Annotated in this window: 24 protein-coding genes, 2 pseudogenes and 2 other annotated features; all 26 genes and pseudogenes read left to right on the top strand. The window is 47.3% G+C overall.

The annotated features are described in order from the left end of the window. The first annotated feature begins 117 nt into the window (after nt 1–117). The 26 genes and pseudogenes from ON064_RS07580 (at nt 118) to rpoC (ending at nt 26949) form a co-directional block, all read left to right on the top strand. The gene (locus tag ON064_RS07580; RefSeq protein ID WP_101189173.1) at nt 118–363 is read left to right on the top strand and encodes a hypothetical protein; all 246 of its coding nucleotides are present in this window, start codon (nt 118–120) and stop codon (nt 361–363) included. Between the two features lie 139 nt (nt 364–502). Then, nucleotides 503–988, top strand: a complete 486-nt coding sequence (locus ON064_RS07585) for a CtsR family transcriptional regulator (protein ID WP_274624296.1) — start codon at nt 503–505, stop codon at nt 986–988. Then, on the top strand, nt 985–1518 hold the full coding sequence (locus ON064_RS07590) for a UvrB/UvrC motif-containing protein (protein WP_274624297.1): 534 nt from the start codon (nt 985–987) through the stop codon (nt 1516–1518). Before ON064_RS07585 ends, ON064_RS07590 begins: the two co-directional genes overlap by 4 nt. Next, nucleotides 1508–2599, top strand: a complete 1092-nt coding sequence (gene mcsB, locus ON064_RS07595) for a protein-arginine kinase McsB (RefSeq protein WP_058382200.1) — start codon at nt 1508–1510, stop codon at nt 2597–2599. Before ON064_RS07590 ends, mcsB begins: the two co-directional genes overlap by 11 nt. After that, complete coding sequence (locus ON064_RS07600; protein WP_274624298.1) at nt 2596–5040, top strand: ATP-dependent Clp protease ATP-binding subunit; 2445 nt, start codon at nt 2596–2598, stop codon at nt 5038–5040. The genes mcsB and ON064_RS07600 overlap by 4 nt, the downstream gene beginning before the upstream one ends. A gap of 118 nt (nt 5041–5158) precedes the next feature. Then, nucleotides 5159–6541 carry a DNA repair protein RadA gene (radA, locus tag ON064_RS07605; RefSeq protein WP_058382198.1) on the top strand — a complete coding sequence of 461 codons (1383 nt, stop codon included), beginning with the start codon at nt 5159–5161 and terminating at the stop codon, nt 6539–6541. A 103-nt stretch (nt 6542–6644) separates the two neighbouring features. Then, nucleotides 6645–7745, top strand: coding sequence for a PIN/TRAM domain-containing protein (locus ON064_RS07610; protein WP_274624299.1), 1101 nt, complete (start codon nt 6645–6647; stop codon nt 7743–7745). Nucleotides 7746–7757: 12 nt separating this feature from the next. Next, entirely contained in the window at nt 7758–8447 is a 690-nt protein-coding gene (gene ispD / locus ON064_RS07615; RefSeq protein ID WP_274624300.1) for a 2-C-methyl-D-erythritol 4-phosphate cytidylyltransferase, read from the top strand. 2 nt (nt 8448–8449) lie between these two features. Then, entirely contained in the window at nt 8450–8950 is a 501-nt protein-coding gene (gene ispF, locus ON064_RS07620; protein WP_274624301.1) for a 2-C-methyl-D-erythritol 2,4-cyclodiphosphate synthase, read from the top strand. A 42-nt stretch (nt 8951–8992) separates the two neighbouring features. Continuing rightward, the gene (gltX, locus tag ON064_RS07625) at nt 8993–10456 is read left to right on the top strand and encodes a glutamate--tRNA ligase (RefSeq protein WP_274624302.1); all 1464 of its coding nucleotides are present in this window, start codon (nt 8993–8995) and stop codon (nt 10454–10456) included. 45 nt (nt 10457–10501) lie between these two features. Beyond that, nucleotides 10502–10714 (top strand) — a binding site (T-box leader). Nucleotides 10715–10765: 51 nt separating this feature from the next. After that, nucleotides 10766–11440: a serine O-acetyltransferase gene (gene cysE, locus ON064_RS07630; protein WP_274624303.1), complete on the top strand. Its 675-nt coding sequence runs from the start codon at nt 10766–10768 to the stop codon at nt 11438–11440. Beyond that, on the top strand, nt 11437–12834 hold the full coding sequence (cysS, locus tag ON064_RS07635) for a cysteine--tRNA ligase (protein WP_274624304.1): 1398 nt from the start codon (nt 11437–11439) through the stop codon (nt 12832–12834). The genes cysE and cysS overlap by 4 nt, the downstream gene beginning before the upstream one ends. A gap of 5 nt (nt 12835–12839) precedes the next feature. Beyond that, the gene (locus ON064_RS07640) at nt 12840–13256 is read left to right on the top strand and encodes a Mini-ribonuclease 3 (protein ID WP_274624305.1); all 417 of its coding nucleotides are present in this window, start codon (nt 12840–12842) and stop codon (nt 13254–13256) included. After that, on the top strand, nt 13253–14002 hold the full coding sequence (gene rlmB / locus ON064_RS07645; RefSeq protein WP_274624306.1) for a 23S rRNA (guanosine(2251)-2'-O)-methyltransferase RlmB: 750 nt from the start codon (nt 13253–13255) through the stop codon (nt 14000–14002). Before ON064_RS07640 ends, rlmB begins: the two co-directional genes overlap by 4 nt. A gap of 4 nt (nt 14003–14006) precedes the next feature. Next, the gene (locus ON064_RS07650) at nt 14007–14516 is read left to right on the top strand and encodes an NYN domain-containing protein (protein WP_274624309.1); all 510 of its coding nucleotides are present in this window, start codon (nt 14007–14009) and stop codon (nt 14514–14516) included. 71 nt (nt 14517–14587) lie between these two features. Further along, nucleotides 14588–15238, top strand: a complete 651-nt coding sequence (gene sigH, locus ON064_RS07655; protein WP_058382188.1) for an RNA polymerase sporulation sigma factor SigH — start codon at nt 14588–14590, stop codon at nt 15236–15238. Nucleotides 15239–15307: 69 nt separating this feature from the next. Next, the gene (rpmG, locus tag ON064_RS07660) at nt 15308–15454 is read left to right on the top strand and encodes a 50S ribosomal protein L33 (protein ID WP_058382187.1); all 147 of its coding nucleotides are present in this window, start codon (nt 15308–15310) and stop codon (nt 15452–15454) included. Between the two features lie 59 nt (nt 15455–15513). Continuing rightward, nucleotides 15514–15699: a preprotein translocase subunit SecE gene (gene secE, locus ON064_RS07665; RefSeq protein ID WP_058382186.1), complete on the top strand. Its 186-nt coding sequence runs from the start codon at nt 15514–15516 to the stop codon at nt 15697–15699. A 96-nt stretch (nt 15700–15795) separates the two neighbouring features. Further along, the gene (nusG, locus tag ON064_RS07670) at nt 15796–16329 is read left to right on the top strand and encodes a transcription termination/antitermination protein NusG (RefSeq protein ID WP_058382185.1); all 534 of its coding nucleotides are present in this window, start codon (nt 15796–15798) and stop codon (nt 16327–16329) included. A gap of 173 nt (nt 16330–16502) precedes the next feature. Then, a complete protein-coding gene (rplK, locus tag ON064_RS07675; RefSeq protein ID WP_058382184.1) occupies nt 16503–16928 on the top strand; it encodes a 50S ribosomal protein L11 in 426 nt (141 codons plus the stop codon). Between the two features lie 106 nt (nt 16929–17034). After that, nucleotides 17035–17683, top strand: a pseudogene (gene rplA / locus ON064_RS07680) (50S ribosomal protein L1). A gap of 42 nt (nt 17684–17725) precedes the next feature. Next, nucleotides 17726–17876, top strand: a sequence feature (ribosomal protein L10 leader region). A gap of 35 nt (nt 17877–17911) precedes the next feature. Then, nucleotides 17912–18412: a 50S ribosomal protein L10 gene (gene rplJ / locus ON064_RS07685; protein ID WP_101189186.1), complete on the top strand. Its 501-nt coding sequence runs from the start codon at nt 17912–17914 to the stop codon at nt 18410–18412. A gap of 54 nt (nt 18413–18466) precedes the next feature. After that, a complete protein-coding gene (rplL, locus tag ON064_RS07690) occupies nt 18467–18826 on the top strand; it encodes a 50S ribosomal protein L7/L12 (protein WP_121301283.1) in 360 nt (119 codons plus the stop codon). Nucleotides 18827–18939: 113 nt separating this feature from the next. Beyond that, nucleotides 18940–19494: a class I SAM-dependent methyltransferase gene (locus ON064_RS07695; RefSeq protein ID WP_274624307.1), complete on the top strand. Its 555-nt coding sequence runs from the start codon at nt 18940–18942 to the stop codon at nt 19492–19494. A 216-nt stretch (nt 19495–19710) separates the two neighbouring features. Beyond that, entirely contained in the window at nt 19711–23265 is a 3555-nt protein-coding gene (rpoB, locus tag ON064_RS07700; RefSeq protein WP_274624308.1) for a DNA-directed RNA polymerase subunit beta, read from the top strand. A gap of 88 nt (nt 23266–23353) precedes the next feature. Next, nucleotides 23354–26949 (top strand): annotated as a pseudogene (gene rpoC, locus ON064_RS07705) (DNA-directed RNA polymerase subunit beta'). The last annotated feature ends 16 nt before the right edge of the window (nt 26950–26965 follow it).

The raw sequence follows: 26965 nt of genomic DNA on the forward strand, positions 1-26965 counted from the left end.
TGGGCAAATAGAAAGGCCGTTACCGGTTCATTCCGGTAGCGGTCTTTTTTGTATTTCAAATTAAAAAAAGGATTGAAAATATATTATAAAGGGAAAAAAGAACTGAGGTGAAAACTTATGAAAGCTGGTTATTACAAAGTGAAAACGGTCGAGAAAAGAACAGCATTATTAGTTTCATTAAAAGATTCTGCTGAACAATATACTTACCCCATTGCAGACTTTACTCATGATGTAAATAAAGGGGATATAGTAGAAGTTTGGCAAGAGGGCACACGTTGGAAAACCAAGTATGTCGAAGAAAAAACTCGTTCGGTATCTAGTCATACTAAAGATTTTATGAAACGGATGATGGACCAAGAATGACGAGTCTCGGGATATTTCACCCGAGACTTTTTCTGTCCCAAACTAAGTATTTGATATCCGTAAATCGCTTATGTATAATTAAGTCAAATATAGTCAAAGTCAATCATTAGCGCATTTAAACGCTAAAGAGGTGAAAGCGATGCGGAATATTTCAGATATAATTGAAGGTTATTTAAAAGAGATTATCGAAATAAGCGGTAAGGACCATATTGAGATTAAACGAAGTGAGGTTGCCGAAAAATTTCAATGTGTTCCATCCCAAATTAATTATGTGATAAATACTAGATTTACATTAGATCGTGGATACTTAGTTGAAAGTAAGCGTGGTGGGGGCGGGTATATCCGTATAAAGAAAGTACGCCTTCATAAAAAATCGGATTTAATTGCCCAAATTATTAATAGGCTGGAAACGGGTGCTTCACAAACCATGGCTGAAGATATTGTATGGAGGCTCTTGAGTGAAGAAGTTATATCCAAGCGTGAAGCTAAATTGATTTTGAGTGCCATTGATCGTTCTACTCTCGGTCTACCTCTTCCTGTACGAGATGAAGTGCGGGCACGGATTCTAGTGGCGATGTTATTTACTATTCAATATGAGTCAAACGGGCAAGGAGTGATCAAGTGATTTGTGAACAATGTGGAGAACGGCCTGCTACAGTCATCGTGAAGCAAAACCAGCAGGGCCATTTAACAGAAAGGCACCTCTGTCACGTTTGTGCGGCAGAAAACCATAATATCAGTTTTTCTTTTGATCAAGACCCGATGGCGATTCATAATTTATTAGCTAATTGGTTTCCGAAGCAACAAGCCGCCGTGAGTCCTGTACGAAAAGAAGTTCCAGCTTGTCCGTCTTGTGGATTTACTTTTCAAAAGTTCTTGAGTCTTGGTAAATTTGGCTGTGCTAAGTGCTATAGTACCTTCGCGCCTCAGCTAGATGAGATTTTAAAACGAGTGCAAAATGGAAATACAGAACATGCAGGGAAGATTCCTGCTTCTTATGGAACGACGTTGAAAATTAAAAAAGAAATTGAAGAACTGAGAAAGCAAATGCAGGCTGCGATACAAGATGAGAACTTTGAAGAAGCTGCAAGGCTACGAGATCAAGTAAAGGGCTTGAATGAAAAGCTTGAAGGAGGTGGGGACGTTGGCGATTGACCGTTTCCTTCAACCCCGTGCGAGCAGTTGGATGGCTAATAACGGTGAACATGTTGATATAGCTATGAGTACGAGAATCCGATTGGCACGGAATTTAGATGAGTTTAAATTTCCATATGCATTTTCTGAGGATGAGGCGTTGAAAGTTGATAAAGCCGTTTCTTCGGTATTACTGGATAAGGGAAAGGAAGTTGGATACGGGTTTACTCATATCAATATTGAAGAATTAAATGACCTGCAGCGTGAAGTGTTGGTAGAAAAACATTTAATTAGCCCTTATTTAGCGAACAGTCAGCATTCCAGTGCTGTATTATTATCTGATGAAGAAGAGCTTAGCGTGATGGTCAATGAAGAAGATCACATGCGGATTCAAAGTTTGCAGTCAGGCTTTCATTTGCAGGAAGCATATGACATAGCGAATAAAATGGATTCGCTTTTGGAAGAAAATCTTTCATACGCTTTTCATGAGAAGTTCGGTTACTTGACCAGTTGCCCTACAAACACAGGCACAGGAATGCGTGCTTCTGTCATGCTTCATTTGCCAGCTTTAACGATGTCCCATCAAATCAACCGGATCATCCCGGCTATATCCCGTCTGGGGATGGTTGTTAGAGGGATTTACGGAGAAGGAAGTGAAGCGCTTGGTAATGTATACCAGATTTCTAACCAAGTAACATTGGGGAAATCAGAGTATGAGATTTTGCAGGATTTGCAAAACATGACCGAGCAGATTATTGAACAGGAACGAAGAGCAAGGGAAGCATTGAATGCGAATTCTCCGCTGCTCCTTGAAGATAGGGTGTACCGGTCGTTAGGTGTCCTGACCCACGCCCGTCTGTTGAATACGGAAGAAGCCGCTACATGTTTATCAGATGTGAGACTTGGCATCGACCTTCATCTAATTACGGATGTAGACATGTCGATACTGAATGAATTGATGGTCTTTATGCAACCTGCGTTTTTGCAGCAGTATGCGGGACGACCATTGGAAGCGAAGGAACGTGACCTTGCCCGGGCGGAATTGTTCCGGGAGAGGTTAGCTGATAACGGGATAAATACAAAAGGAGAGGATTTTGCATGATGTTCAACCGATTTACACAACGCGCACAAAAAGTTCTTCAATTAGCTCAAGAAGAGGCAATCCGCATGAAGCACGAATCGATCGGAACTGAGCATATTTTGCTTGGTTTGATCCGAGAAGGCGGCGGAATTGCCGCGAAAGCACTTGAAGCGATTGAAGTGAATACACAATTGATCGAAGACGGTGTCAAAGAACTGGTCGGCGTCGGTGAAAAAGATGTCGGGCCGATTGTTCATTATACGCCGCGGGCTAAAAAAGTGATCGAGCTGTCGGTTGATGAATCCCGCAAGCTTGGCCACTCTTATATCGGAACAGAGCATTTACTGCTTGCTTTAATTCGTGAAGGTGAAGGAGTTGCTGCACGTGTACTTGGAAATGCCGGTGTCAGCTTGAACAAAGCGCGCCAGCAAGTATTGCAGCTGCTTGGCAGCAACGAGCAAGCATCGACTGGCACGAGCCCAAATGCTTCTGCCAATACACCAACTTTGGACGGCTTGGCACGTGATTTGACGCAAGTTGCGCGTGAAGGCAGCTTGGATCCAGTCATTGGACGCAGTGACGAAATCACGCGTGTGATTGAAGTATTGAGCCGTAGAACGAAAAACAACCCGGTATTGATCGGGGAGCCTGGCGTTGGTAAAACAGCCATCGCAGAAGGGCTTGCACAGCAAATCGTTAATAATGAAATTCCGGAAACGCTTCGCGACAAACGCGTCATGGTGCTTGATATGGGTACGGTAGTTGCCGGAACGAAATACCGCGGTGAATTTGAAGACCGTTTGAAAAAAGTGATGGATGAAATACGCCAAGCGGGCAATGTCATTCTCTTTATTGATGAGCTTCATACATTGATCGGGGCCGGCGGTGCAGAAGGCGCGATTGATGCTTCGAATATCTTGAAACCATCGCTTGCACGTGGTGAATTGCAGTGCATCGGTGCCACCACGCTGGATGAGTACCGCAAGTACATCGAGAAAGATGCAGCGCTTGAGCGCCGTTTCCAACCGATTCAAGTGGATGAGCCGACGGTTGAAGAATCAATCGAGATCATTAAAGGCTTGCGCGACCGTTACGAAGCGCATCACCGCGTGAAAATTACTGATGAAGCGATTGTTGCGGCAGCGAAAATGTCTGACCGTTATATTTCCGACCGCTTCTTGCCGGATAAAGCGATCGATTTAATCGATGAGGCCGGTTCGAAAGTGCGTTTGCGTTCGTATACGACTCCACCGGATTTGAAAGAGCTTGAAGCCCGTCTTGAAGCTGCGCGTTCTGAAAAGAATGAAGCGGTGCAGAGTCAGGAATTCGAAAAAGCGGCTTCTCTTCGCGATGCAGAGCAGAAGTTGAAAGATGAGCTCGACCAGACGAAGAAAGAATGGAAAGAAAAGCAAGGCAAAGAAGAGTCTGAAGTGACAGTTGAAGATATTGCGAAAGTCGTCTCTATGTGGACAGGCGTGCCGGTATCGAGATTGGCGCAGACAGAATCCGATAAATTGCTTAATTTGGAGCAGATCCTTCATAGTCGTGTAATCGGCCAAGATGAAGCGGTGACTTCGATTTCGAAAGCGATCCGCCGTGCGCGTGCCGGGTTGAAAGATCCGAAACGTCCGATTGGCTCGTTCATTTTCCTAGGGCCAACAGGCGTCGGTAAAACCGAGCTTGCGAAAGCTTTGGCTGAGTCGATGTTCGGGGATGAAGATGCGATGATCCGCATCGATATGTCCGAGTACATGGAACGCCATACGACTTCACGCCTTGTTGGTTCACCTCCAGGCTATGTCGGTTATGAAGAAGGCGGCCAACTGACGGAGAAAGTCCGCAGAAAGCCATATTCAGTGGTCTTGCTTGATGAAATCGAGAAAGCCCACCCTGAAGTCTTCAATATCCTCTTGCAAGTGCTTGAAGACGGGCATTTAACAGACTCCAAAGGGCGCCGCGTCGATTTCCGCAATACGGTAATCATCATGACGTCGAACGTCGGGGCACAGGAATTGAAATACAATAAGTATGTTGGCTTCAACCTGGAAGATTCGAAGACGGATTATAAAGACATGAAGGGCAAGATGCTCGCGGAATTGAAGAAAGCGTTCCGTCCTGAATTCTTGAACCGTGTCGATGATATGATTGTCTTCCATTCACTTGAAAAGAACGATTTGCGCAAGATTGTCGAGCTGATGACGCAGCAATTGACGGACCGTTTGAAAGAGCAGGACATCGATTTGGAGCTGACAGAGGCAGCGCTTGATAAAATTGCCAAAGAGGGGTATGATCCGGAATACGGAGCACGTCCTTTGCGCCGCTCACTTCAAAAACATGTCGAAGACCGTTTGTCTGAAGAGTTGTTGAAAGGTACAGCAATTGCCGGGCAAAAAATTGTCTTCGATGTACAGGGCGATGAATTCATTGTCCGTACGAATGAAGGGGCCGTAGAGAAATCGTAACGATATCCTGCCCGCCGGATATATCTCCGGCGGGCTTTTTCTATATATAGGAGGTAACTATGGCGAAGAAAAAGATAAAGTTCATCTGCCAGGCTTTTTCTATATATAGGAGGTAACTATGGCGAAGAAAAAGATAAAGTTCATCTGCCAGTCCTGCGGTTATGAGTCTGCCAAATGGATGGGGAAATGCCCAGGTTGTGCGGCATGGAATACGATGACAGAAGAAACGGAAGTTGCAGCACCGAAAGGCACAAGGGGCGCATTCCAGCATAGTGCACCGCAAATTGCCCAAAAAGCGACACCGATCAATTCGATAGAAACGAAAGAAGAGCCAAGGACGAAAACGGAAATGGAAGAATTGAACCGCGTACTCGGCGGCGGGATTGTTTCCGGTTCTCTTGTTTTGATCGGGGGCGACCCAGGGATCGGAAAATCGACATTGCTCTTGCAAGTATCGGCGCTTCTTGCGAAAGCTGGCAAGAAAGTGTTGTATATTTCAGGGGAGGAGTCGATTCGCCAGACGAAAATGCGAGCGGAGCGGCTGGATGCGGTTTCCGGGGACTTATTGATTTTTGCGGAAACCAATTTGGAGCTGATCCATCATACGATTGAAGAAGTAGAACCGGATTTCGTGATTGTCGATTCAATTCAGACGGTCTATCATCCGGAAGTGACATCAGCACCCGGCAGTGTGACGCAAGTTCGTGAAAGCACAGCGGAATTGATGCGGGTGGCGAAAACGAAAAACATCGCGATTTTCCTGGTCGGCCACGTAACGAAAGAAGGGCAGATTGCCGGGCCTCGTATTTTGGAGCATATGGTGGATACAGTGCTTTATTTTGAAGGGGAACGGCATCATACGTACCGCATTTTGCGCAGTGTTAAAAACCGCTTCGGTTCGACGAACGAAATTGCGATTTTTGAAATGCTGCAAGGCGGGTTAAAGGAAGTATTGAATCCCTCCGAGTTATTTTTGCAGGAACGTTCAAGCGGCACAGCGGGATCTACGGTTGTCGCTTCCATGGAAGGGACACGGCCGATACTGGTGGAGATTCAGGCATTGGTCACCCCATCGAGCTTTAATTATCCGAAACGAATGGCGACTGGAATTGACCAAAATCGGGTATCGTTATTGATGGCGGTGCTTGAGAAGCGCGTCGGCTTGATGCTGCAGTCGCAAGATGCGTATATAAAAGTCGCAGGCGGCGTGAAACTGGATGAACCGGCTATCGATTTGGCAGTACTCGCGAGCATTGTCTCAAGTTTCCGTGATATTGCACCGAAAGTGGATGATTGCATTATCGGTGAGGTTGGGTTGACCGGAGAGGTGCGCCGAGTGTCGCGCATTGAACAGCGCGTGCAAGAAGCGGCGAAACTGGGCTTTAAGCGTGCCATCATCCCGAAATCGAATATGGGCGGTTGGGATTTTCCGGAAGGAATCCGCGTCGTTGGCGTTGAAACTATAAACGAGGCGCTGAAGGAATTATTCCCGCAACAATAAGGGGCAGCAATGCCTCTTTTTTTTCTATTATCGGCAGGGTGGGGTTATGCAGAGAGTTTCATAAATAAAACGTGTATAATATCAAGAGGAGGAGGTGGAATAGATGCTTCGGAAAATTATTCAGCTATTGTTTTTATTAGTAGGCGCTACGGTTGGAATTTTGTTTTTGCCATATGCTTTTGAACTTATTTCTATCTCTAATAATCCATGGATCAACAACCCGTATGTCGCTGCCATTATCGGTGCTGCGATTTTTTATGTATTGTCTTTATTGTTCGTCGATTCGATTGTCCATTTCATGAAATGGATGGAGAGTAAACTGCTCCATGCACCGACAGCGGATTTGCTGTTTGGCTCGCTTGGGATGATTATTGGCTTAGTGGTTGCCTTTTTGGTCGGCTTTGCCTTAAATACCATTGATGTGCCATTAATCGCGACAGTGGCACCGATCATTCTTTCCGTTGTGCTCGGTTATCTGGGATTCCAGGTCGGGTTCCAAAAGCGTGATGAGCTGACGGGGATGCTCGCGCCTGCCAAACATTCTAACGGCAAAAAGCCAGAAGATGAACCGGTGGAAAAATCGGTGTATAAATTGCTCGATACGAGCGTTATCATCGATGGGCGGATTGCGGATATTTCAGAGACCGGATTTATGGAAGGGACGTTCGTCGTGCCGCAATTTGTCATTGCAGAGCTTCAGCACATTGCGGATTCGTCCGACACGTTGAAGCGCACACGCGGCAGACGGGGACTCGATATCCTGAAGCGCCTGCAGACAGAGCGCGTAGGGGCGATCATGATTACGGAAGAGGATTTCGGCGATGCGGCTGAAGTCGATATGAAGCTCATGCGCGCAGCCCAAAAAATGGGCGGGAAAGTTGTGACAAATGATTTTAATTTGAATAAAGTGTGTGAGCTCCATAATGTGCCGGTTTTGAATATCAATGATCTTGCCAATGCGGTGAAGCCTGTCGTCATACCGGGCGAGGAAATGCACGTGGTGGTCATTAAAGACGGCAAAGAGCAAAATCAAGGGGTCGCATATTTGGACGATGGCACGATGATTGTCATCGAAGAAGGCAAGGGCCATATTGGCGAAGCGATCGATGTTGTGGTGACGAGCGTATTGCAGACCTCTGCAGGGCGGATGATTTTTGCCAAGCCTAAAGGTCTGGCTGTGAAGAAAAATGGATCAAAAAAATAAAGGATGTCTGTCATGAAATATACAGTCGTATTGCCTGCTGCCGGCAGCGGGAAACGAATGAAAGCCGACCGCAATAAATTATTGCTTGAACTCTCCGGCAAACCGATTTTCATTTATACATTGGAAGTGTTCGATCGGGACCCGGATTGTGAGGGCATGTGGCTTGCGGTCAAGGAAGATGAGCGCGAACTGATCGAGAAGTATGTCAAGCATTATGGAATCAAGAAAGTCAAAGGCTATGCAGCAGGTGGAGCGGAGCGGCAAGACAGCGTGCGCGCGGGCCTTGAAATGGCGAGGCAATCCGAAGTCGTGCTCGTGCATGACGCTGCGCGGCCGTTCATCAGCCCAGCTGTCATTCGCGAGTTGGTGGAGAGGGCAAATGAATCCGGCGCTGCGATTGCCGGCGTGCCGGTAAAAGACACGATCAAAAAAGTTCGCGAAGGCGTCACTACCGAAACGGTGGATCGTGCGGAGTTGTGGATGATCCAGACGCCGCAGGCATTCCGTTATGAGCTCTTAATGGAAGCGGCGCAACGGGCGCAAGCCGACGGGTTCCTCGGAACGGACGAAGCGATGCTTGTGGAGCGGATGGGGCACCCGGTACAGATTGTGGAAAGTACGTATGAGAACGTCAAGATGACGACACCGGATGATTTGATTTATGGAAAAGCGATTCTTGCGAGTCGATTACAGGAGGAATAATGATGATACGAATTGGACAAGGATACGATGTGCATCAATTGGCGGAAGGGCGCCCGTTTATTTTAGGCGGCGTTGAAATCGAACACGACCGGGGGCTTCTCGGCCATTCGGATGCGGATGTGCTATTGCATACGATCACGGACGCAGCACTCGGCGCGATCGGCGGGGGAGATATCGGCAAACATTTCCCGGATACCGACCCGGAATTTAAAGATGCCGATTCTAAGGAATTGCTGACGCATATTTGGGAATATGTAAAAGAACAGGGATATGAACTCGGCAATGTCGACTGCACGGTCATTGCACAAAAACCAAAGCTTGCGCCTTATATCGAGCAAATGCGCGCATCGATTGCGGAGCTATTAGAAGCGGATATTTCGCAAGTGAACGTCAAAGCGACGACATCCGAACATCTCGGCTTTACCGGCCGGGAAGAAGGAATCGCGGCGCTTGCGGTCATTCTACTCAATCAGCGCCCGCTTTCGCTGGACGTCCCGGAGTGATAGAATAACTAAAGGATTAAGGCAATTTTAGGAGGAAACCAAATGACACAAGAAACACGCGTACGCTATGCACCGAGCCCGACTGGACACTTACATATCGGCGGAGCCCGCACAGCGCTATTTAATTATTTATATGCTCGCCATATGAATGGCAAATTTATTATTCGCATCGAAGACACGGATACAGCCCGCAATATTGAAACGGGCGTTATGTCCCAGATCGACAACTTGAAATGGCTCGGCATCGAGCACGACGAGTCGATTGACGTGGGCGGGGAATACGGCCCGTATCGCCAAATGGAGCGTTTGGACATCTATAAAAAATACGCCGATGAGTTATTGGAAAAAGGCGATATCTACAAATGTTTCTGCACGCCGGATACGCTCGAGAAAGAACGTGAAGCCCAACGTGCCTCTGGTGTTGCGGCACCTCAGTACAGCGGGACTTGCCGCAATTTGACGGCCGAAGAAGTCGCTGGAAAAGAAGCGGCTGGCGAGACGTATTCTCTTCGCATGAAAGTGCCGGCGGATGTCACGTATAAATTCGATGACATGGTGCGCGGCGAGATTTCATTCGAATCAAAAGATGTCGGCGACTGGGTTGTCGTGAAGACGAACGGCATTCCGACGTACAATTTCGCAGTGGTCATCGATGATCATTTGATGAAGATCACCCACGTGTTCCGCGGGGAAGAGCATTTGTCAAACACGCCGAAACAGCAAATGGTCTACGATTCATTTGGCTGGGATCACCCAACTTACGGACACATGACCTTGATCGTTAACGAAGACCGCAAAAAGCTATCGAAGCGCGACGAGTCGATCATCCAGTTCATTTCCCAGTACAAAGACCTCGGCTATATTCCGGAAGCGCTGTTTAACTTCTTTGCGCTGCTCGGCTGGTCTCCAGAAGGCGAAGAAGAGATCTTCTCGAAAGAAGAATTGATCCGCATTTTCGACACCGAGCGTTTGTCGAAGTCGCCGTCGATGTTCGATAAGCAAAAATTGACGTGGATGAACAACCAATACATCAAACAAATGTCGCTCGAAGAAGTCGTCGGGTTGGCGTTGCCGCATCTTCAAAAAGCCGGTAAGCTGCCGGAGGAGTTATCGGAAGAGCAAGCACAGTGGGCAGAGAAATTGATCGCCTTGTATCATGAACAATTGAGCTTCGGTGCAGAAATCGTCGAGTTGTCTGACTTGTTCTTTACGGATGACCTTCATTATGGCGAAGCTGAAAAAGAAGTCTTGAGCGGCGAGCAAGTACCGGAAGTCATGGCGGCTTTCAAAGAGCAGCTAGCTTCTTTAGACGCGTTTGAACCGGCTGAAATCAAGTCCGCGATCAAAGCGGTGCAAAAAGCGACTGGCCATAAAGGGAAAAACCTCTTCATGCCAATCCGCGTCGTGACGACAGGGCAGACGCACGGACCGGAATTGCCGGATGCGATTGCGCTTCTTGGCAAGGAAAAAGCGATTGCGCGCGTCGGCCAATACGCAGGGGCATAAAGTTTTGACTTATGCGCATAAGCGTGTACAATGAATTTACCAATTATCAAAACGTTGACGGGAAGAAGTAAGGAAAGCATGCTCCAAAGAGAGGGTCATCACCGGCTGTAAGTGACCTGTGCCGCTGCGTTCCTGAAATGCCTCCCCGAGTGCTGAGTCGAAACGAGTAGACCAGACGTTTGCCTGCGTTAAAGGCTTCGAGAGAAAAGGACATGTCCTTTTAATCAGAGTGGAACCGCGCGGGAAAGCGTCTCTGTCAAGCAATTGACAGGGGCGCTTTTTATATTGGAACAGAAAGGAGAATGCCGGATGTGGAAATTATTGAAAGAAGATATTGATGTTATTTTTGAACAAGACCCTGCTGCCCGTAGTTATTTTGAAGTGGTGCTGACGTATGCCGGACTGCACGCCATCTGGGCCCACCGTTTGGCGCATTTCTTCTTTAAGAAGAAACTGTTTTTCATCGCGCGGGCGATTTCCCAAGTCAGCCGCTTCTTCACAGGAATTGAAATCCATCCGGGTGCCGTCATCGGCCGGCGTTTGTTTATCGACCACGGCATGGGTGTCGTTGTTGGGGAAACCTGTGAAATCGGCAACGATGTGACGCTCTATCAAGGCGTTACACTTGGCGGAACTGGCAAAGAACGCGGCAAGCGCCATCCGACACTCGCAGATAACGTGCTGGTCGCGACAGGCGCAAAAGTGCTCGGCTCAATTACGGTCGGTGAAAACTCCAAAGTCGGAGCGGGTTCGGTCGTTTTGAAAGACGTGCCCCCGAATTCAACGGTTGTCGGCATTCCAGGAAAAGTCGTCATCCAGGACGGCGTCAAAGTAAAAAACAGAGACTTGAACCACCAGAACATGCCGGATCCAGTCATGGACAAATGCGATGGCATGGAAATGAAGATCGCCGCCTTGCAGCGTGAAGTGGAACAGCTGAAAAGAGAAAACAACCAGCAGCAGGAAGAAGGGAAGTTATTATGAGTATCCAGATTTTTAATTCATTGACGCGCCAAAAAGAAGCGTTCGTGCCGCTTGAAGAAGGCAAAGTGAAAATGTATGTGTGCGGTCCGACTGTCTACAACTACATCCATATCGGCAACGCCCGCCCAGTCATCGTCTATGATACGGTGCGCCGTTACTTGGAATACCGCGGGTACGACGTGAAATATGTATCGAATTTCACGGATGTCGACGATAAATTGATCAAAGCGGCAAATGAACTTGGCGAGGAAGTGCCGGAAATTGCAGAACGCTTTATCACTGCATATTTCGACAACACGAAAGCACTCGGCTGCGCAGAAGCAGATGTCCATCCGCGTGTTACGGGGCATATGCCGCAAATCGTGGAGTTTATTGAAGCACTCATTGAAAAAGGCTATGCCTATGAATCGCAAGGCGATGTGTATTACCATACGCGTAAGTTCGATGGGTATGGGAAATTATCCCACCAGTCAGTGGATGAATTGAAAATCGGTGCTCGCATCGAAGCCGGAGATAAAAAACAGGATGCCCTGGATTTCGTTTTGTGGAAAGCGGCAAAACCTGGCGAAATTTCCTGGGGAAGCCCATGGGGCAAAGGACGCCCGGGCTGGCATATCGAATGCTCGGTGATGGCAAGAGAACACCTTGGCGATACGATCGATATCCATGCCGGCGGGCAGGATTTGACGTTCCCACACCACGAAAATGAAATCGCCCAATCGGAAGCTTATACAGGCAAGCCGTTTGCGCGTTATTGGATGCATAACGGGTATATTAATATTGAAAACGAAAAAATGTCCAAGTCATTGAATAACTTCGTACTGGTCAATGACATCTTAAAAGAACTCGACCCGCAAGTGCTGCGCCTATTCATGCTGTCGGTTCATTATCGCCATCCAATCAATTACTCCAAAGGATTGGTAGAAGACGCGCAAGCAGGGATGGAGCGGATCCGTACGGCGTATGGCAATGTTAAACACCGCTTGGAGAATTCAGCCGGCCTTGGCGACCATAACGATATTTGGCTGTCGAAAATCGAAGCGATCAAGCAGGAATTCATCGAAACCATGGACGATGATTTCAATACGGCGAATGCCATCTCAAAGCTGTTCGACCTGTCGAAACTTGCGAATACTTACTTGCTTGAGAAACAGACGGCTGAACCGGTTCTTCAAACTTTCATCGATGTGTTTGATGAGTTGGCGGGAGTTCTTGGCTTGCCGTTTGCGCAATCAGAGCTTTTGGATGCGGAGATTGAAGCATTATTGGAAGAGCGTATCGAAGCACGCAAAAACCGTGATTTCGCAAGATCGGATGAAATCCGCGATCAATTGAAAGAACAGAACATCATTTTGGAAGATACAGCGCAAGGTACGCGCTGGAAGAGAGGCTAAGGCGGATGGTATTGAGAAAACAAGATGTTGATCAATTGAATGCCTTAGCACTCGCTTATATGGGAGATGCCGTTTACGAGACGGCAGTGCGTGCACACTTGCTTCACGCGGGCCGTGTCAAGCCGAATATCCTTCACCGGTCTTCGACGGCGTTCGTTTCGGCTAAGTCCCAGGCGCTCATTTTGAAGCGCTTTGTTGATGAAGGCGTCCTGACCGAAACAGAGCTAGCCATCATGAGGCGGGGCCGCAATGCGAAATCCGGTTCGGTGCCGAGAAATACCGATGTCCAGACCTATAATTTCAGCACCGCATTTGAAGCGGTGCTCGGCTGGTTGTATTTAAAAGAAGAGCAGGAGCGACTGGATGAATTGATCAATTATGCAATCACCATTGCTGAAGAGCCGAGAGGAGTGGTCAAATGACAGAGGAAACACCTGAAATCATCGGAGGCAAAAATCCGGTGCTAGAAGCATTGCGCGCCAAGCGCGACATCAATAAAATCTGGATCGCGGAAGGCGTCCAGAAAAAAGGCATTGCAGAACTTCTTCAATTGGCGAAAGAACAGAAAGTGCTGGTGCAGTTCGTCCCGAAAAAGAAAATTGACGGACTGACCGATACGAATCACCAAGGGATTGCCGCAGCAGTCGCGGCGTATCGCTATGCAGAACTGGAAGAGTTGTTCGCGAAAGCCCAAGACAAGCAAGAAGATCCGTTCTTCCTCATCCTCGATGAACTGGAAGACCCGCATAATCTTGGATCGATCATGCGTACGGCAGATGCCGTAGGCGCCCACGGCTTGATCATCCCGCAGCGCCGTGCGGTCGGTTTGACCGGCGTCGTGGCGAAATCATCGACTGGGGCGATTGAGCACGTGCCGGTTGTGCGCGTTAATAATTTGTCTCAGACGGTCGATGAATTGAAGAAGCGCGGCGTATGGATCGCCGGCACCGACGCCAAAGAATCGGTGGACTACCGGCGCATGGATGCGACCTTGCCGCTTGCCGTCATCATCGGCAGCGAAGGCAAAGGCATGAGCCGCATCTTGCGCGATAAATGCGACTTCCTTTATCAATTGCCGATGGTCGGCCATGTGACTTCCTTGAACGCATCGGTGGCTGCCAGCCTGTTGATGTATGAAGTCTACCGCAAGCGCCATCCAATCGGGTGATGCCATGAATATCCTGCTGGTAGATGGCTATAACATCATTGGCGATTGGACAGAACTAACAGCGCTGAAGAAAGAACGCCTGGCAGACGCGCGCGACCGGCTCATCGAACGGATGGCCGAATATCAAGGTTTTAAAGGGTGGCGTGTCATCGTCGTGTTCGATGCCCACCTGGTACCGGGCATCGAAGCGAAAAATTTGCATAGCGACGTGGAAGTCATTTTCACCCGTTCAAGCGAGACGGCCGATGAACGGATTGAAAAGCTGGCGATCAGCCTGAATAGCCGGCGTGACCAAATTTATGTCGCCACATCCGACTCGACCGAACAATGGGTGATTTTTGCTAAAGGAGCTTTGCGCATCTCCGCGCGTGAATTGGAAATTGAGATGGAGGAAATTGACAAGCGCATTGCCAAGAAAGTGCGTGAGATCCAAGAGCAGCGCTCGATTTCCAAGATTCCGCTTGAAGGAGAAGTGGCAGAAATTTTCGAAAAATGGCGACGAGGCCTTAAATGAACTGTTGACGCTCAATTTTTTCTTCCTGTATACTGGAAATATCGAGGCTCACCCAATCGGAGGGATCACCCGTGGAAAATTTTGAGCAAGTTCGTAACCGTAACTTTACTGAATTGGCAGATGAAGAACTTGTCGGTCTGGTCCATAGCGGCAACACGGAAGCCTTGGATTTTCTTATCACCAAGTTCCGTCCGTTTGTGCGGATGAAAGCCCGTTCCTATTTTCTCATTGGCGCAGATAAAGAAGATATCATCCAGGAGGGCATGATCGGCTTGTACAAAGCGATCCGTGACTTCAGGAGTGATAAACTGTCTTCATTCCGCGCATTTGCGGAGCTATGCATCGTCCGCCAAATTATCACGGCGATCAAGACAGCCACACGTCAGAAGCATATCCCGCTGAATTCCTATGTCTCTCTCGACAAGCCGATCTACGATGAAGAGTCGGATCGGACATTGATGGATGTGCTCGCGGGAAGCGGCGCGGACGACCCGGAAGAATTGATGATTCATAATGAAGAGTTCCGTTACATGGAAGGCAAAATGGATGAAGTGCTAAGTGAGCTGGAACGTGAAGTGTTGACGCTATATCTCGATGGGCAGTCTTATCAGGAAATCTCTGAAAAGCTGGAACGGCATGTAAAATCAATCGACAATGCCTTGCAGCGGGTCAAGCGGAAACTTGAGCGGCATCTGCAGGCGAGTGAAAGCCGGTCCTCGTAAGTACTATTGACAGCAAGTTTTTATGATGATACTCTTGAAAAAGCTGTAAAATAGAGCAAGGTGAGAATAATGGCTAAAAAAATCGTGTTGAGCTGCTCGAAATGTGCTTCCCGCAATTATGCGGTACCTGCGAAAGCGGATTCAAGCACACGTTTGGAACTCAAAAAATTCTGTGCTCATTGTAACGAGCATACCGTGCATAAACAAACGAAATAGTATTACTTTGAATGCCGGACGATATAGAGTGATTTTGAAATTCGGAGGTTTTTACGATAATGGGTAACATTGGCGATTTCTTTAAAAATGTCGTTTCGGAAATGAGAAAAGTCAGCTGGCCAAAACGCAAGGAATTGACGCGCTATACAATCGTCGTCCTGTCAACGGTCATCTTCATGGCTCTTTTCTTCGCATTGATCGATACCGGCATATCGGAATTATTCCGTTGGTTCCTGGCACTGTAACACAGTCATAAGAATAACGAAAAATAGCCCGTCATTCCATGGAACGGGTTTTTTCATTTGTAAAAAAGGAGGGATGGACGCTTAGTCCGCTCGAATATGGAGAAAAATTGGTATGTAGTCCATACGTATTCCGGTTACGAAAACAAGGTAAAAGCGAACCTGGAAAAGCGCGTAGAAACAATGGGAATGGAAGATTTGATCTTCCGCGTCATCATCCCTGAAGAACAGGAAACAGATTTCAAAGACGGAAAAAAACGTACAGTCATGCGCAAAACCTTCCCGGGTTACGTGTTAGTCGAATTGGTCATGACGGATGAGTCTTGGTATGTCGTCCGCAATACGCCGGGTGTGACCGGATTTATCGGTTCATCAGGCGGGGGCGCGAAACCGACACCTCTTCTAGAAGAAGAAGTCGATTTCATCCTCAAGCAAATGGGCATGACCGAACGCAAAGTGGATATCGATTTCGCAGTCGCAGACACCGTCGAAGTCATGGAAGGGCCATTCGCCAACTTCCAAGGGAAAGTCGAAGAAATCGACGATACGAAAGGCAAAGTCAAAGTGTCGATCGACATCTTTGGGCGCGAAACGAAAATGGAGCTCGATTTTGAGCAGGTCCAAAAAGTATAACAACGCCCCTTGCTATTTTTTTGCAATGGTGGTATCATTTCATAGGTCAGACTGCCAAAGGGCAGCATCTGTACAAACCAATTAATTCTATCAACGAAAATCAAGTTGACGGACAGATATGAGTGGGAGGGGAAACCCTATTACCACATCACGGACTTAAGGAGGTGTGTTTCGTGGCTAAAAAAGTAGTTAAAGTCGTAAAATTGCAGATTCCTGCAGCAAAAGCTAACCCAGCGCCGCCAGTAGGACCAGCACTAGGTCAAGCAGGCGTCAACATCATGGGCTTCTGTAAAGAATTTAACGCGCGTACTGCTGAACAAGCAGGACTTATTATTCCGGTTGAGATTTCGGTATTTGAAGACCGTTCATTTACTTTCATTACGAAAACTCCGCCAGCTGCAGTTCTATTGAAGAAAGCAGCAGGTATTGAATCAGGTTCAGGTGAACCGAACCGCAATAAAGTAGCGACTGTGAAACGCGACCAAGTTCGCGAAATCGCAGAAACTAAAATGCCAGATCTAAATGCCGCTTCAGTTGAAGCTGCAATGTTGATGGTTGAAGGTACTGCTCGCAGCATGGGCATTACAATCGAAGACTAATTTCAAGAAGTTGTTTTTGGATGGGTTGCGCAGTTCAACGCGAACAGCGCAGCCCTTAATCGTGGGAGGTTCAATCCGTTAGACCACAACAAGGAGGACGTTTAAAATGGCTAAAACAGGCAAAAAGCTGCAAGAAGCAGCAAAACTGATCGACCGTTCTAAGCTCTACGAAGCGAAAGAAGCTATCGAACTTGCAAAAAAGGCAAGCACAGTTAACTTCGACGCTACTGTAGAAGTCGCTTTCCGCCTAGGAATCGACACGCGTAAAAATGACCAGCAAATCCGTGGGGCAGTTGTGCTTCCAAACGGTACTGGTAAAACTCAAAGCGTCTGACTATGTCGGCGATGCTGAGTACATCCAAAAAATCCAACAAGGCTGGTTCGAATTCGACGTTATCGTCGCTACTCCGGACATGATGGGCGAAGTTGGTAAACTTGGACGCGTTCTTGGACCAAAAGGCTTGATGCCAAACCCGAAAACAGGAACTGTTACATTTGATGTAGCGAAAGCTGTTCAGGAAATCAAGGCTGGTAAAGTGGAATACCGTGCAGAAAAATCCGGTATCATTCACGCGCCGATCGGCAAAGTGTCTTTCGAAGACGACAAACTTGCTGAGAACTTGCAAGCAATCTATGACGTGATCTTGAAAGCTAAGCCATCTGCTGCTAAAGGCACGTACATGAAATCACTAAACGTAACGACTACAATGGGACCTGCTGTCAAAGTAGACCCTGCAAAAGTAGTAGTTAAATAAAATATTGACATTCTTTCGCAACTTCGTTATACTGGCGAAGTTGTGAAATAACCATTTGTACCGCAGACAGTAGGGGCGGCTTGCCGCTTAATGAATCCCTGCCGAGGACATGATGAATTCAGATTCCATCTTAATTGATGCTGATTTTATGCCTCTGTGTCTGTACTGGACCAGAGGCTTTTCTTATGGACGGACGGTATGAATGACAAATCTATAGGAGGTGCCCACATGAGCAAAGCAATTGAAACGAAAAAAGTTGTTGTGCAAACAATCGCTGACAAATTCAACGCTGCTGCATCGGTTGTCGTTGTTGACTATCGCGGTTTGAACGTTGCCCAACTTACAGAACTTCGTAAACAGCTTCGTGAGGAAGGCATCGAGTTTAAAGTTTACAAAAACTCCATGACTCGCCGCGCGACAGAAGTTCACGGCCTTGAAGCGATCAACGAACACTTCACAGGACCGAACGCTATCGCATTCTCGAACGAAGACGTCGTTGCTCCAGCGCGAATCATCAACGATTTCGCAAAAGGCAACGAAGCACTAGAAATTAAAGCCGGTATCATCGAAGGCAATGTTGCATCTGCAGATGAAATGAAAGCTCTTGCTGAACTTCCATCACGCGATGGCCTATTGTCTATGCTACTCAGCGTACTACAAGCTCCAGTCCGCAACTTCGCTGCTACTACAAAAGCAGTTGCAGACCAAAAAGAAGAACAGGGCGCTTAATCTCTTAGCATCCTGAGTACGACAAAAAATTACCTATCATAGGAGGAAATTATAATGACACAAGAACAAATTCTAGACGCAATCAAAGAAATGACAATTCTTCAACTTAACGACCTAGTAAAAGCAATCGAAGACGAGTTCGGCGTAACTGCTGCTGCTCCAGTTGCTGCAGCTGCTGCTGGTGGCGCTGCTGAAGAAGAGCAAACTGAGTTCGACGTAATCCTTAACTCTGCTGGCGACCAAAAAATCAAAGTCATCAAAGTTGTTCGCGAAGTTACAGGCCTTGGCTTGAAAGAAGCGAAAGGTCTTGTTGACGAAGCTCCTAAAGCTCTTAAAGAAGGCGCTACTAAAGAAGAAGCTGAAGAAATCAAAGCTAAACTTGAAGAAGTTGGCGCTTCTGTAGAAGTTAAATAATTCACCTATATTATAAGAAAGAAAGCTCGTCAGTATTCACCGACGGGCTTTTTCTTCTTTTTAAATCCAATCCAGTGAGAACTTGAGATTGTATGATGGAAGGAGGGCTCCGTATGTCCCAACACTATTATTCCAAAAATCCTCAAACTAAAAGCAAACCCCAAGAGTGGACCTACACATTGCGGGGCGAGACGTTCCGGTTTCAAACGGATTCAGGCGTGGGTGATGAACCGTCTGTAGAAGGGCCTATCCTCGATGTGGGTTGCGGGTATGGACCGATCGGAATGGCTATCGCCAAAGCATTTCCACAAAGACATGTGCACATGGTGGACATTAATGCCAGAGCCATTGAACTCGCACAAAAAAACACCGTGTTAAACGGTGTTGAAAATGTTTCAGTCTATGAAAGCGACGGCTTGTCCAATGTTGAGCAACAAGGATTCGGCGCTATTTTAACAAATCCGCCAATTCGTGCGGGAAAAGAGACGATTTTCCGGTTTTATGAAGAAGCGTATGAAAAACTTGTGGCTTCCGGATCGTTATGGGTTGTCATACAGAAAAAGCAGGGCGCCCCTTCGACTCAAGAGAAATTGCAGGAGTTGTTTGGCGACGTCCGGGTCGCTGATAAGAAGAAAGGTTACTTTATTTTCGAGGCCAGAAAAGTTTGACTTGACAAAACGCCTGTGATATTATAATAAAATGCAAAAAATATTATTTTGAGGTCGTTTGCCCTTTTTCGGGCAGAGCATGGCGGCCAGTTTTAACATGTGTAAACCGAAAATGAGCTCATATGCGGTCTCGTTTTCTTTTTGTCTTTTCGATATCATACACTATTTTACAGATATCGCAAAGTCCTATAATCGTTTTATTGAGGGGTGAATAAGTTGACAGGTCAACTAGTTCAGTACGGTCAGCATCGTCAACGCAGAAGTTTTTCGAGAATTAGTGAAGTTCTAGATCTCCCGAATCTGATTGAGATCCAATCGTCTTCTTACGAATGGTTCTTAGAAGAGGGGCTTCGTGAAATGTTCCGCGACATTTCGCCAATCGAAGATTTCACAGGAAACCTTTCCTTGGAATTCGTCGACTACAGCCTAGCGGATCCTAAGTACCCGGTTGATGAATCGAAAGAACGGGACGTTACTTACGCAGCACCGCTTCGCGTAAAAGTGCGTCTTCACAACAAAGAAACGGATGAAGTGAAAGAACAGGATGTCTTCATGGGTGATTTCCCATTGATGACGGAGACTGGAACTTTCGTCATCAACGGCGCAGAGCGCGTCATCGTTTCGCAATTAGTCCGCTCGCCAAGTGTTTATTTCCACGACAAGACAGATAAAAACGGCAAACGCGGTTTTGGCGCTACTGTCATTCCAAACCGTGGTGCATGGCTTGAGTATGAAACCGATGCAAAAGATGTCGTATACGTACGTATCGACCGCACACGCAAATTGCCTGTAACGGTTCTTCTGCGTGCATTAGGCTTTGGTTCCGATCAGGAAATCATTGAATTGCTCGGCGATAACGAGTATTTGCAAAACACTTTGGAAAAAGATAACACCGAAAACACGGAAAAAGCGCTTCTTGAAATTTACGAGCGCCTTCGCCCTGGAGAGCCACCGACAGTAGAGAGCGCTAAGAGCTTACTTTACTCGCGTTTCTTCGACCCAAAACGCTATGACTTGGCGAATGTCGGCCGTTACAAGATGAACAAAAAGCTTCATATTAAAAACCGCTTGTTTAATCAGACGATTGCAGAAACACTCGTCGATCCTGAAACGGGTGAAATTTTAGTAGAAGCTGGAACTGTTATTGACCGCCGTGTCCTTGACCGCTTGATCCCTAATTTGGAGAATGGCGTTGGTTTCCATACCGTTTCCCAAGCTGGAGGCGTTCTTGAAGACGACGTAACACTTCAATCCATTAAAATCTATGCGCCAAATGACGATGAGCAAAAAGAAATCACTGTCATCAGCAATGCATATATCGAAGACAAGATCAAAAACGTAACGCCTGCGGATATCATCTCGTCTATCAGCTACTTCTTCAACTTGCTGCATGGCGTTGGCAACACAGATGATATTGACCACCTAGGTAACCGTCGTCTGCGTTCAGTTGGCGAACTTCTGCAGAACCAATTTCGTATCGGTTTGTCCCGTATGGAACGTGTTGTACGTGAGCGTATGTCAATCAACGACACACAATCGATTGTACCTCAGCAATTGATCAATATCCGTCCGGTTATTGCATCGATTAAAGAGTTCTTCGGCAGTTCTCAATTGTCTCAGTTTATGGACCAAACGAACCCGCTTGCAGAATTGACACACAAACGTCGTCTATCTGCGCTTGGGCCCGGTGGTTTGACGCGTGAGCGCGCTGGCTTTGAAGTTCGTGACGTTCACTACTCTCACTATGGTCGCATGTGCCCGATCGAAACGCCTGAGGGCCCGAACATCGGCTTGATCAACACACTTTCAACATTTGCCAAAGTGAATAAATTCGGATTCATCGAAACACCTTATCGCCGCGTCGATCCGGAGACGAATAAAGTCACCGACCAAATCGATTACTTAACGGCTGATGAAGAAGACAACTATGTCGTCGCTCAGGCGAATTCGCGCTTGAATGAAGACGGATCGTTTGTCGAAGAAGAAGTCGTTGCCCGCTTCCGCGGTGAGAACACTGTTTACAGCCGTTCTAGCATCGATTATATGGATGTTTCTCCAAAACAAGTCGTGTCTGTTGCGACTGCTTGTATTCCGTTTCTTGAAAACGATGACTCCAACCGTGCATTAATGGGAGCGAACATGCAGCGCCAAGCTGTGCCTCTATTGAATCCAGAAGCTCCGTTTGTCGGAACTGGCATGGAGCACTTGGCTGCACGTGATTCAGGTGCTGCTGTAATCGCGAAGCATGGCGGAATTGTTGAATTCGTTGAAGCGAAAGAAATCCGCGTTCGCCGCATCGAAAACGTAGAAGGCAATGAAGTCAGAGGCGACGTGGATACGTACCGCCTGCAAAAATTCATCCGTTCAAACCAAGGTACCAGCTATAACCAGCGCCCGATCGTCAAAGTCGGCGACCGCGTCGAGAAACGCGATATCCTGGCAGATGGACCTTCAATGGAGCGCGGTGAGATGGCGCTTGGCCGTAACGTGCTTGTCGGCTTCATGACTTGGGATGGCTTTAACTATGAGGATGCAATCATCATGAGTGAGCGCCTTGTTAAAGATGACGTCTACACGTCGGTCCACATCGAAGAATACGAATCAGACTCGCGTGATACAAAACTCGGGCCTGAAGAGATTACGCGTGATATTCCTAACGTTGGCGAAGATGCGTTGCGCAACTTGGACGACCGCGGCATTATCCGTGTCGGTGCTGAAGTAAAAGACGGCGACATTCTCGTCGGTAAAGTAACGCCAAAAGGGGTTACGGAATTGACTGCAGAAGAACGTCTGCTTCATGCAATTTTCGGTGAAAAAGCGCGTGAAGTACGCGATACTTCCCTGCGTGTGCCTCACGGTGCAGGCGGAATCGTGCTTGATGTGAAGATCTTCAACCGCGAAGATGGAGACGAATTGCCACCGGGCGTTAACCAATTGGTACGTGCTTATATTGTCCAAAAACGGAAAATCTCCGTTGGGGATAAAATGGCCGGACGCCATGGTAACAAAGGTGTTATCTCCCGCATTTTACCTGAAGAAGATATGCCGTTCATGCCTGATGGCACACCGATCGACATCATGTTGAACCCGCTTGGTGTTCCGTCCCGTATGAATATCGGACAGGTACTTGAACTTCACCTGGGTATGGCTTCCCGTTCTCTAGGCCTTCACATGGCATCATCCGTATTTGATGGCGCTAATGAAGAAGATGTTTGGGAAACGATGGAAGAAGCTGGTATGCCGCGCGACGGTAAAACCATCCTTTATGATGGCCGTTCAGGTGAACCATTCGACAACCGTGTTTCTGTCGGAATCATGTACATGATCAAACTGGCACATATGGTTGACGATAAACTCCATGCACGTTCAACTGGACCTTACTCACTGGTTACGCAACAGCCACTCGGCGGTAAAGCGCAATTTGGCGGTCAGCGTTTCGGGGAGATGGAAGTTTGGGCACTTGAAGCATACGGTGCTGCACATACACTCCAAGAAATCTTGACAGTTAAATCAGATGACGTGGTCGGCCGTGTGAAAACGTACGAAGCGATTGTCAAAGGTGAAAGTGTTCCAGAACCAAGCGTTCCGGAATCCTTCAAAGTATTGATCAAAGAGCTTCAAAGTTTGGGCATGGACGTTAAGATGCTCACAATCGACGATGAAGAAATCGAATTGCGCGATTTGGATGAAGAAGACGATCTTCAACCTGCAGATTCACTGAATATCCTGCCGATCGCTGACGAAGAATCACCAGTAGGCACGATTGAATAACGTATATATAGAAGAAAGAAACTTATCGATTCAGCCATAAACGAGGAAGAGCCGTACAGAAACTCGAGACAAAAGGGAGGTAGGCTCCTTGATAGATGTAAATAATTTTGAGTATATGAAAATCGGATTGGCATCACCCGATAAAATTCGCTCATGGTCCTATGGGGAAGTCAAGAAACCAGAAACAATCAACTACCGTACGTTAAAGCCTGAAAAAGACGGTTTGTTCTGTGAACGTATTTTCGGTCCTACAAAAGACTGGGAATGCCATTGCGGAAAATACAAACGCGTCCGTTATAAAGGTGTCGTCTGTGATCGCTGTGGCGTCGAAGTAACCCGTTCAAAAGTGCGCCGTGAGCGCATGGGCCATATCGAGCTTGCAGCACCGGTTTCCCATATTTGGTATTTCAAAGGAATCCCAAGCCGCATGGGTCTTATCTTGGATATGTCCCCGCGTTCTTTGGAAGAAGTTATCTATTTTGCTTCTTACGTAGTAATCGATCCGGCGGATACACCGCTCGAGAAAAAACAATTGCTTTCCGAAAAAGAATATCGCGCATACCGCGATAAATTCGGCAAGAAGTTCCAAGCAGCAATGGGTGCTGAAGCGATCAAACGTTTGCTTCAGGAAATTGACTTGGAGCGCGAAACAGATGCGTTGAAAGAAGAACTTAAATCTGCACAAGGCCAGCGCCGCACACGTGCGATCAAACGCCTTGAAGTAGTAGAGTCTTTCCGCAACTCTGGAAACAATCCGGATTGGATGATTTTGGATGTCCTTCCTGTCATCCCGCCGGAATTGCGTCCGATGGTTCAGCTTGACGGAGGCCGTTTTGCGACTTCTGACTTGAACGACCTTTACCGCCGTGTCATCAACCGTAACAACCGCCTCAAGCGTTTGCTTGACCTTGGTGCGCCAAGCATCATCGTTCAGAACGAAAAACGCATGCTTCAAGAAGCGGTTGATGCATTGATTGACAACGGCCGTCGCGGCCGTCCGGTTACAGGTCCTGGTAACCGTCCATTGAAATCTCTTTCTCATATGTTGAAAGGGAAGCAAGGACGTTTCCGCCAGAACTTGCTCGGAAAACGTGTTGATTACTCGGGACGTTCTGTAATCGTCGTAGGACCGAACTTGAAGATGTATCAATGCGGATTGCCTAAAGGCATGGCAATTGAACTCTTTAAGCCGTTCGTTATGAAAGAATTGGTTGAACGTGGGCTTGCTCATAACATTAAGAGCGCGAAGCGTAAAATCGAACGTCTCCATTCAGAAGTTTGGGACGTACTTGAAGATGTTATCAAGGAGCACCCGGTTCTATTGAACCGCGCACCTACACTTCACAGACTCGGTATCCAAGCATTTGAACCGACACTTGTCGAAGGTAAGGCCATCCGCCTTCACCCACTCGTTTGTACGGCTTATAACGCCGACTTTGATGGTGACCAAATGGCTGTCCACGTACCGCTTTCATCTGAAGCGCAAGCAGAAGCTCGTCTTCTAATGCTTGCAGCACAGAACATCTTGAACCCGAAAGATGGAAAACCGGTCGTAACGCCTTCACAGGATATGGTTCTTGGAAACTATTACCTGACGCTAGAGCGCAAAGGTGCAACAGGCGAAGGGGCTACGTTCTCCGGATCTGAAGAAGTATTGATTGCTTACCAAACTGGACATGTGCATCTGCACACGCGTATCGCGGTTCAGGCTGGATCTGTAAACAACCCGACGTTTACGGAAGAACAAAACAAAATGCTTCTTTTGACGACAGTCGGAAAAGTCATTTTCAATGAAATTCTTCCGAAATCGTTCCCTTATATCAATGAACCGACCGATTACAACCTGCAAGTGGAAACACCTGCGAAATACTTCGTCCCTACAACGACGGATGTTCGCAAGCATATCCAGGAGTCAGAGCTTGTAACGCCGTTCAAGAAGAAAATCCTTGGGGAAATCATCGCAGAAGTGTTCAAGCGTTTCCATATTACGGAAACTTCCCGCATGCTTGACCGCATGAAGAGCCTCGGATTCAAATATTCAACACAAGCCGGCATTACAGTCGGGAGGTCGTTTTGCCTGACAAAGGTGAAATCCTAGTTGAAGCCCAAAACAATGTAGATAAAGTGATGAAGCAATTCCGCCGTGGTTTGATTACGGAAGAAGAGCGCTACACGCGCGTTATCTCATATTGGAGCAATGCAAAAGATATCATCCAGGAAAAACTGATGGCATCCCTTGATACGCTGAACCCGATCTACATGATGAGTGATTCCGGAGCGCGTGGTAACGCGTCCAACTTCACGCAGCTTGCGGGTATGCGCGGACTCATGGCCAACCCGGCCGGCCGCATTATTGAACTTCCGATCAAATCTTCCTTCCGTGAAGGTCTGACGGTACTCGAATACTTCATCTCGACTCACGGTGCGCGTAAAGGTCTTGCCGATACAGCACTGAAAACAGCTGACTCCGGTTACTTGACTCGCCGTCTTGTCGATGTTGCACAAGATGCTATCGTACGCGAAAATGATTGCGGAACTGACCGTGGTTTATTGGTTGGCGCACTCATGGAAGGTACGGAAGTCATCGAAGAGCTTGAAGAACGGATTGTCGGCCGTCACGCGAAGAAAACGGTCCGCCATCCGGAAACAAAAGAAGTAATTGTAGAAAGAGACGCACTTATTACGCAAGACTTGGCCCGCCTCGTAATCGAAGCTGGCATCAAAGAAGTGACGATCCGCTCTGCCTTTACTTGTAATACAAAACACGGCATTTGCAAAAAATGTTATGGTACGAACCTTGCAACAGGCGACGAAGTGGAAGTCGGCGAAGCTGTGGGAATCATCGCTGCCCAGTCAATCGGTGAGCCAGGTACACAGCTCACGATGCGTACGTTCCACACAGGCGGTGTAGCAGGAGACGATATCACACAAGGTTTGCCGCGTATCCAAGAAATCTTCGAATCCAGAAATCCGAAAGGGCAAGCTGTTATTTCTGAAATCACCGGTACGATTACCGAGATTGATGAAATCCGCGAAGGCCAGAAGGAAATCACGATTCAAGGCGATGTGGAAACACGCAAATACTTGGCGCCTTACAATGCACGTTTGAAAGTTCAAGTAGATGATACGATTCAGCGCGGTGAAGTGCTGACAGACGGCTCTATTGATCCGAAGCAATTGCTTCAAGTCAAAGAAGTCCAATCTGTACAATTGTATCTATTGAAAGAAGTTCAAAAAGTTTACCGCATGCAAGGGGTAGAAATCGGCGATAAGCACGTTGAAGTTATGGTTCGTCAAATGTTCCGTAAAGTCCGCGTTATTGAAGCCGGAGATACTGACTTGCTGCCAGGTTCTCTTCTTGATATTCACCAGTTCACAGAAGCGAATGAAAAAGCAGTACTTGCCGGCAATATGCCAGCAACTAGCCGACCTGTCATCCTCGGGATTACGAAAGCTTCCCTGGAAACAGAATCGTTCTTGTCTGCTGCGTCCTTCCAAGAAACGACTCGTGTCCTTACCGACGCGGCGATCAAAGGAAAACGCGATGAGCTTCTCGGCCTGAAAGAGAATGTCATTATCGGGAAACTGGTTCCAGCAGGGACTGGCATGCAACGCTACCGCCAGATCGAAATCGAGCAAAGCGAAAAAGCCCAGCAAGAAGAGATTGTCGGAAGCGAATCATAAGCTAGAAAAACTAATC

This window comes from Planococcus sp. A6 (assembly GCF_028823615.1).
Classification (GTDB): Bacteria; Bacillota; Bacilli; order Bacillales_A; family Planococcaceae; genus Planococcus.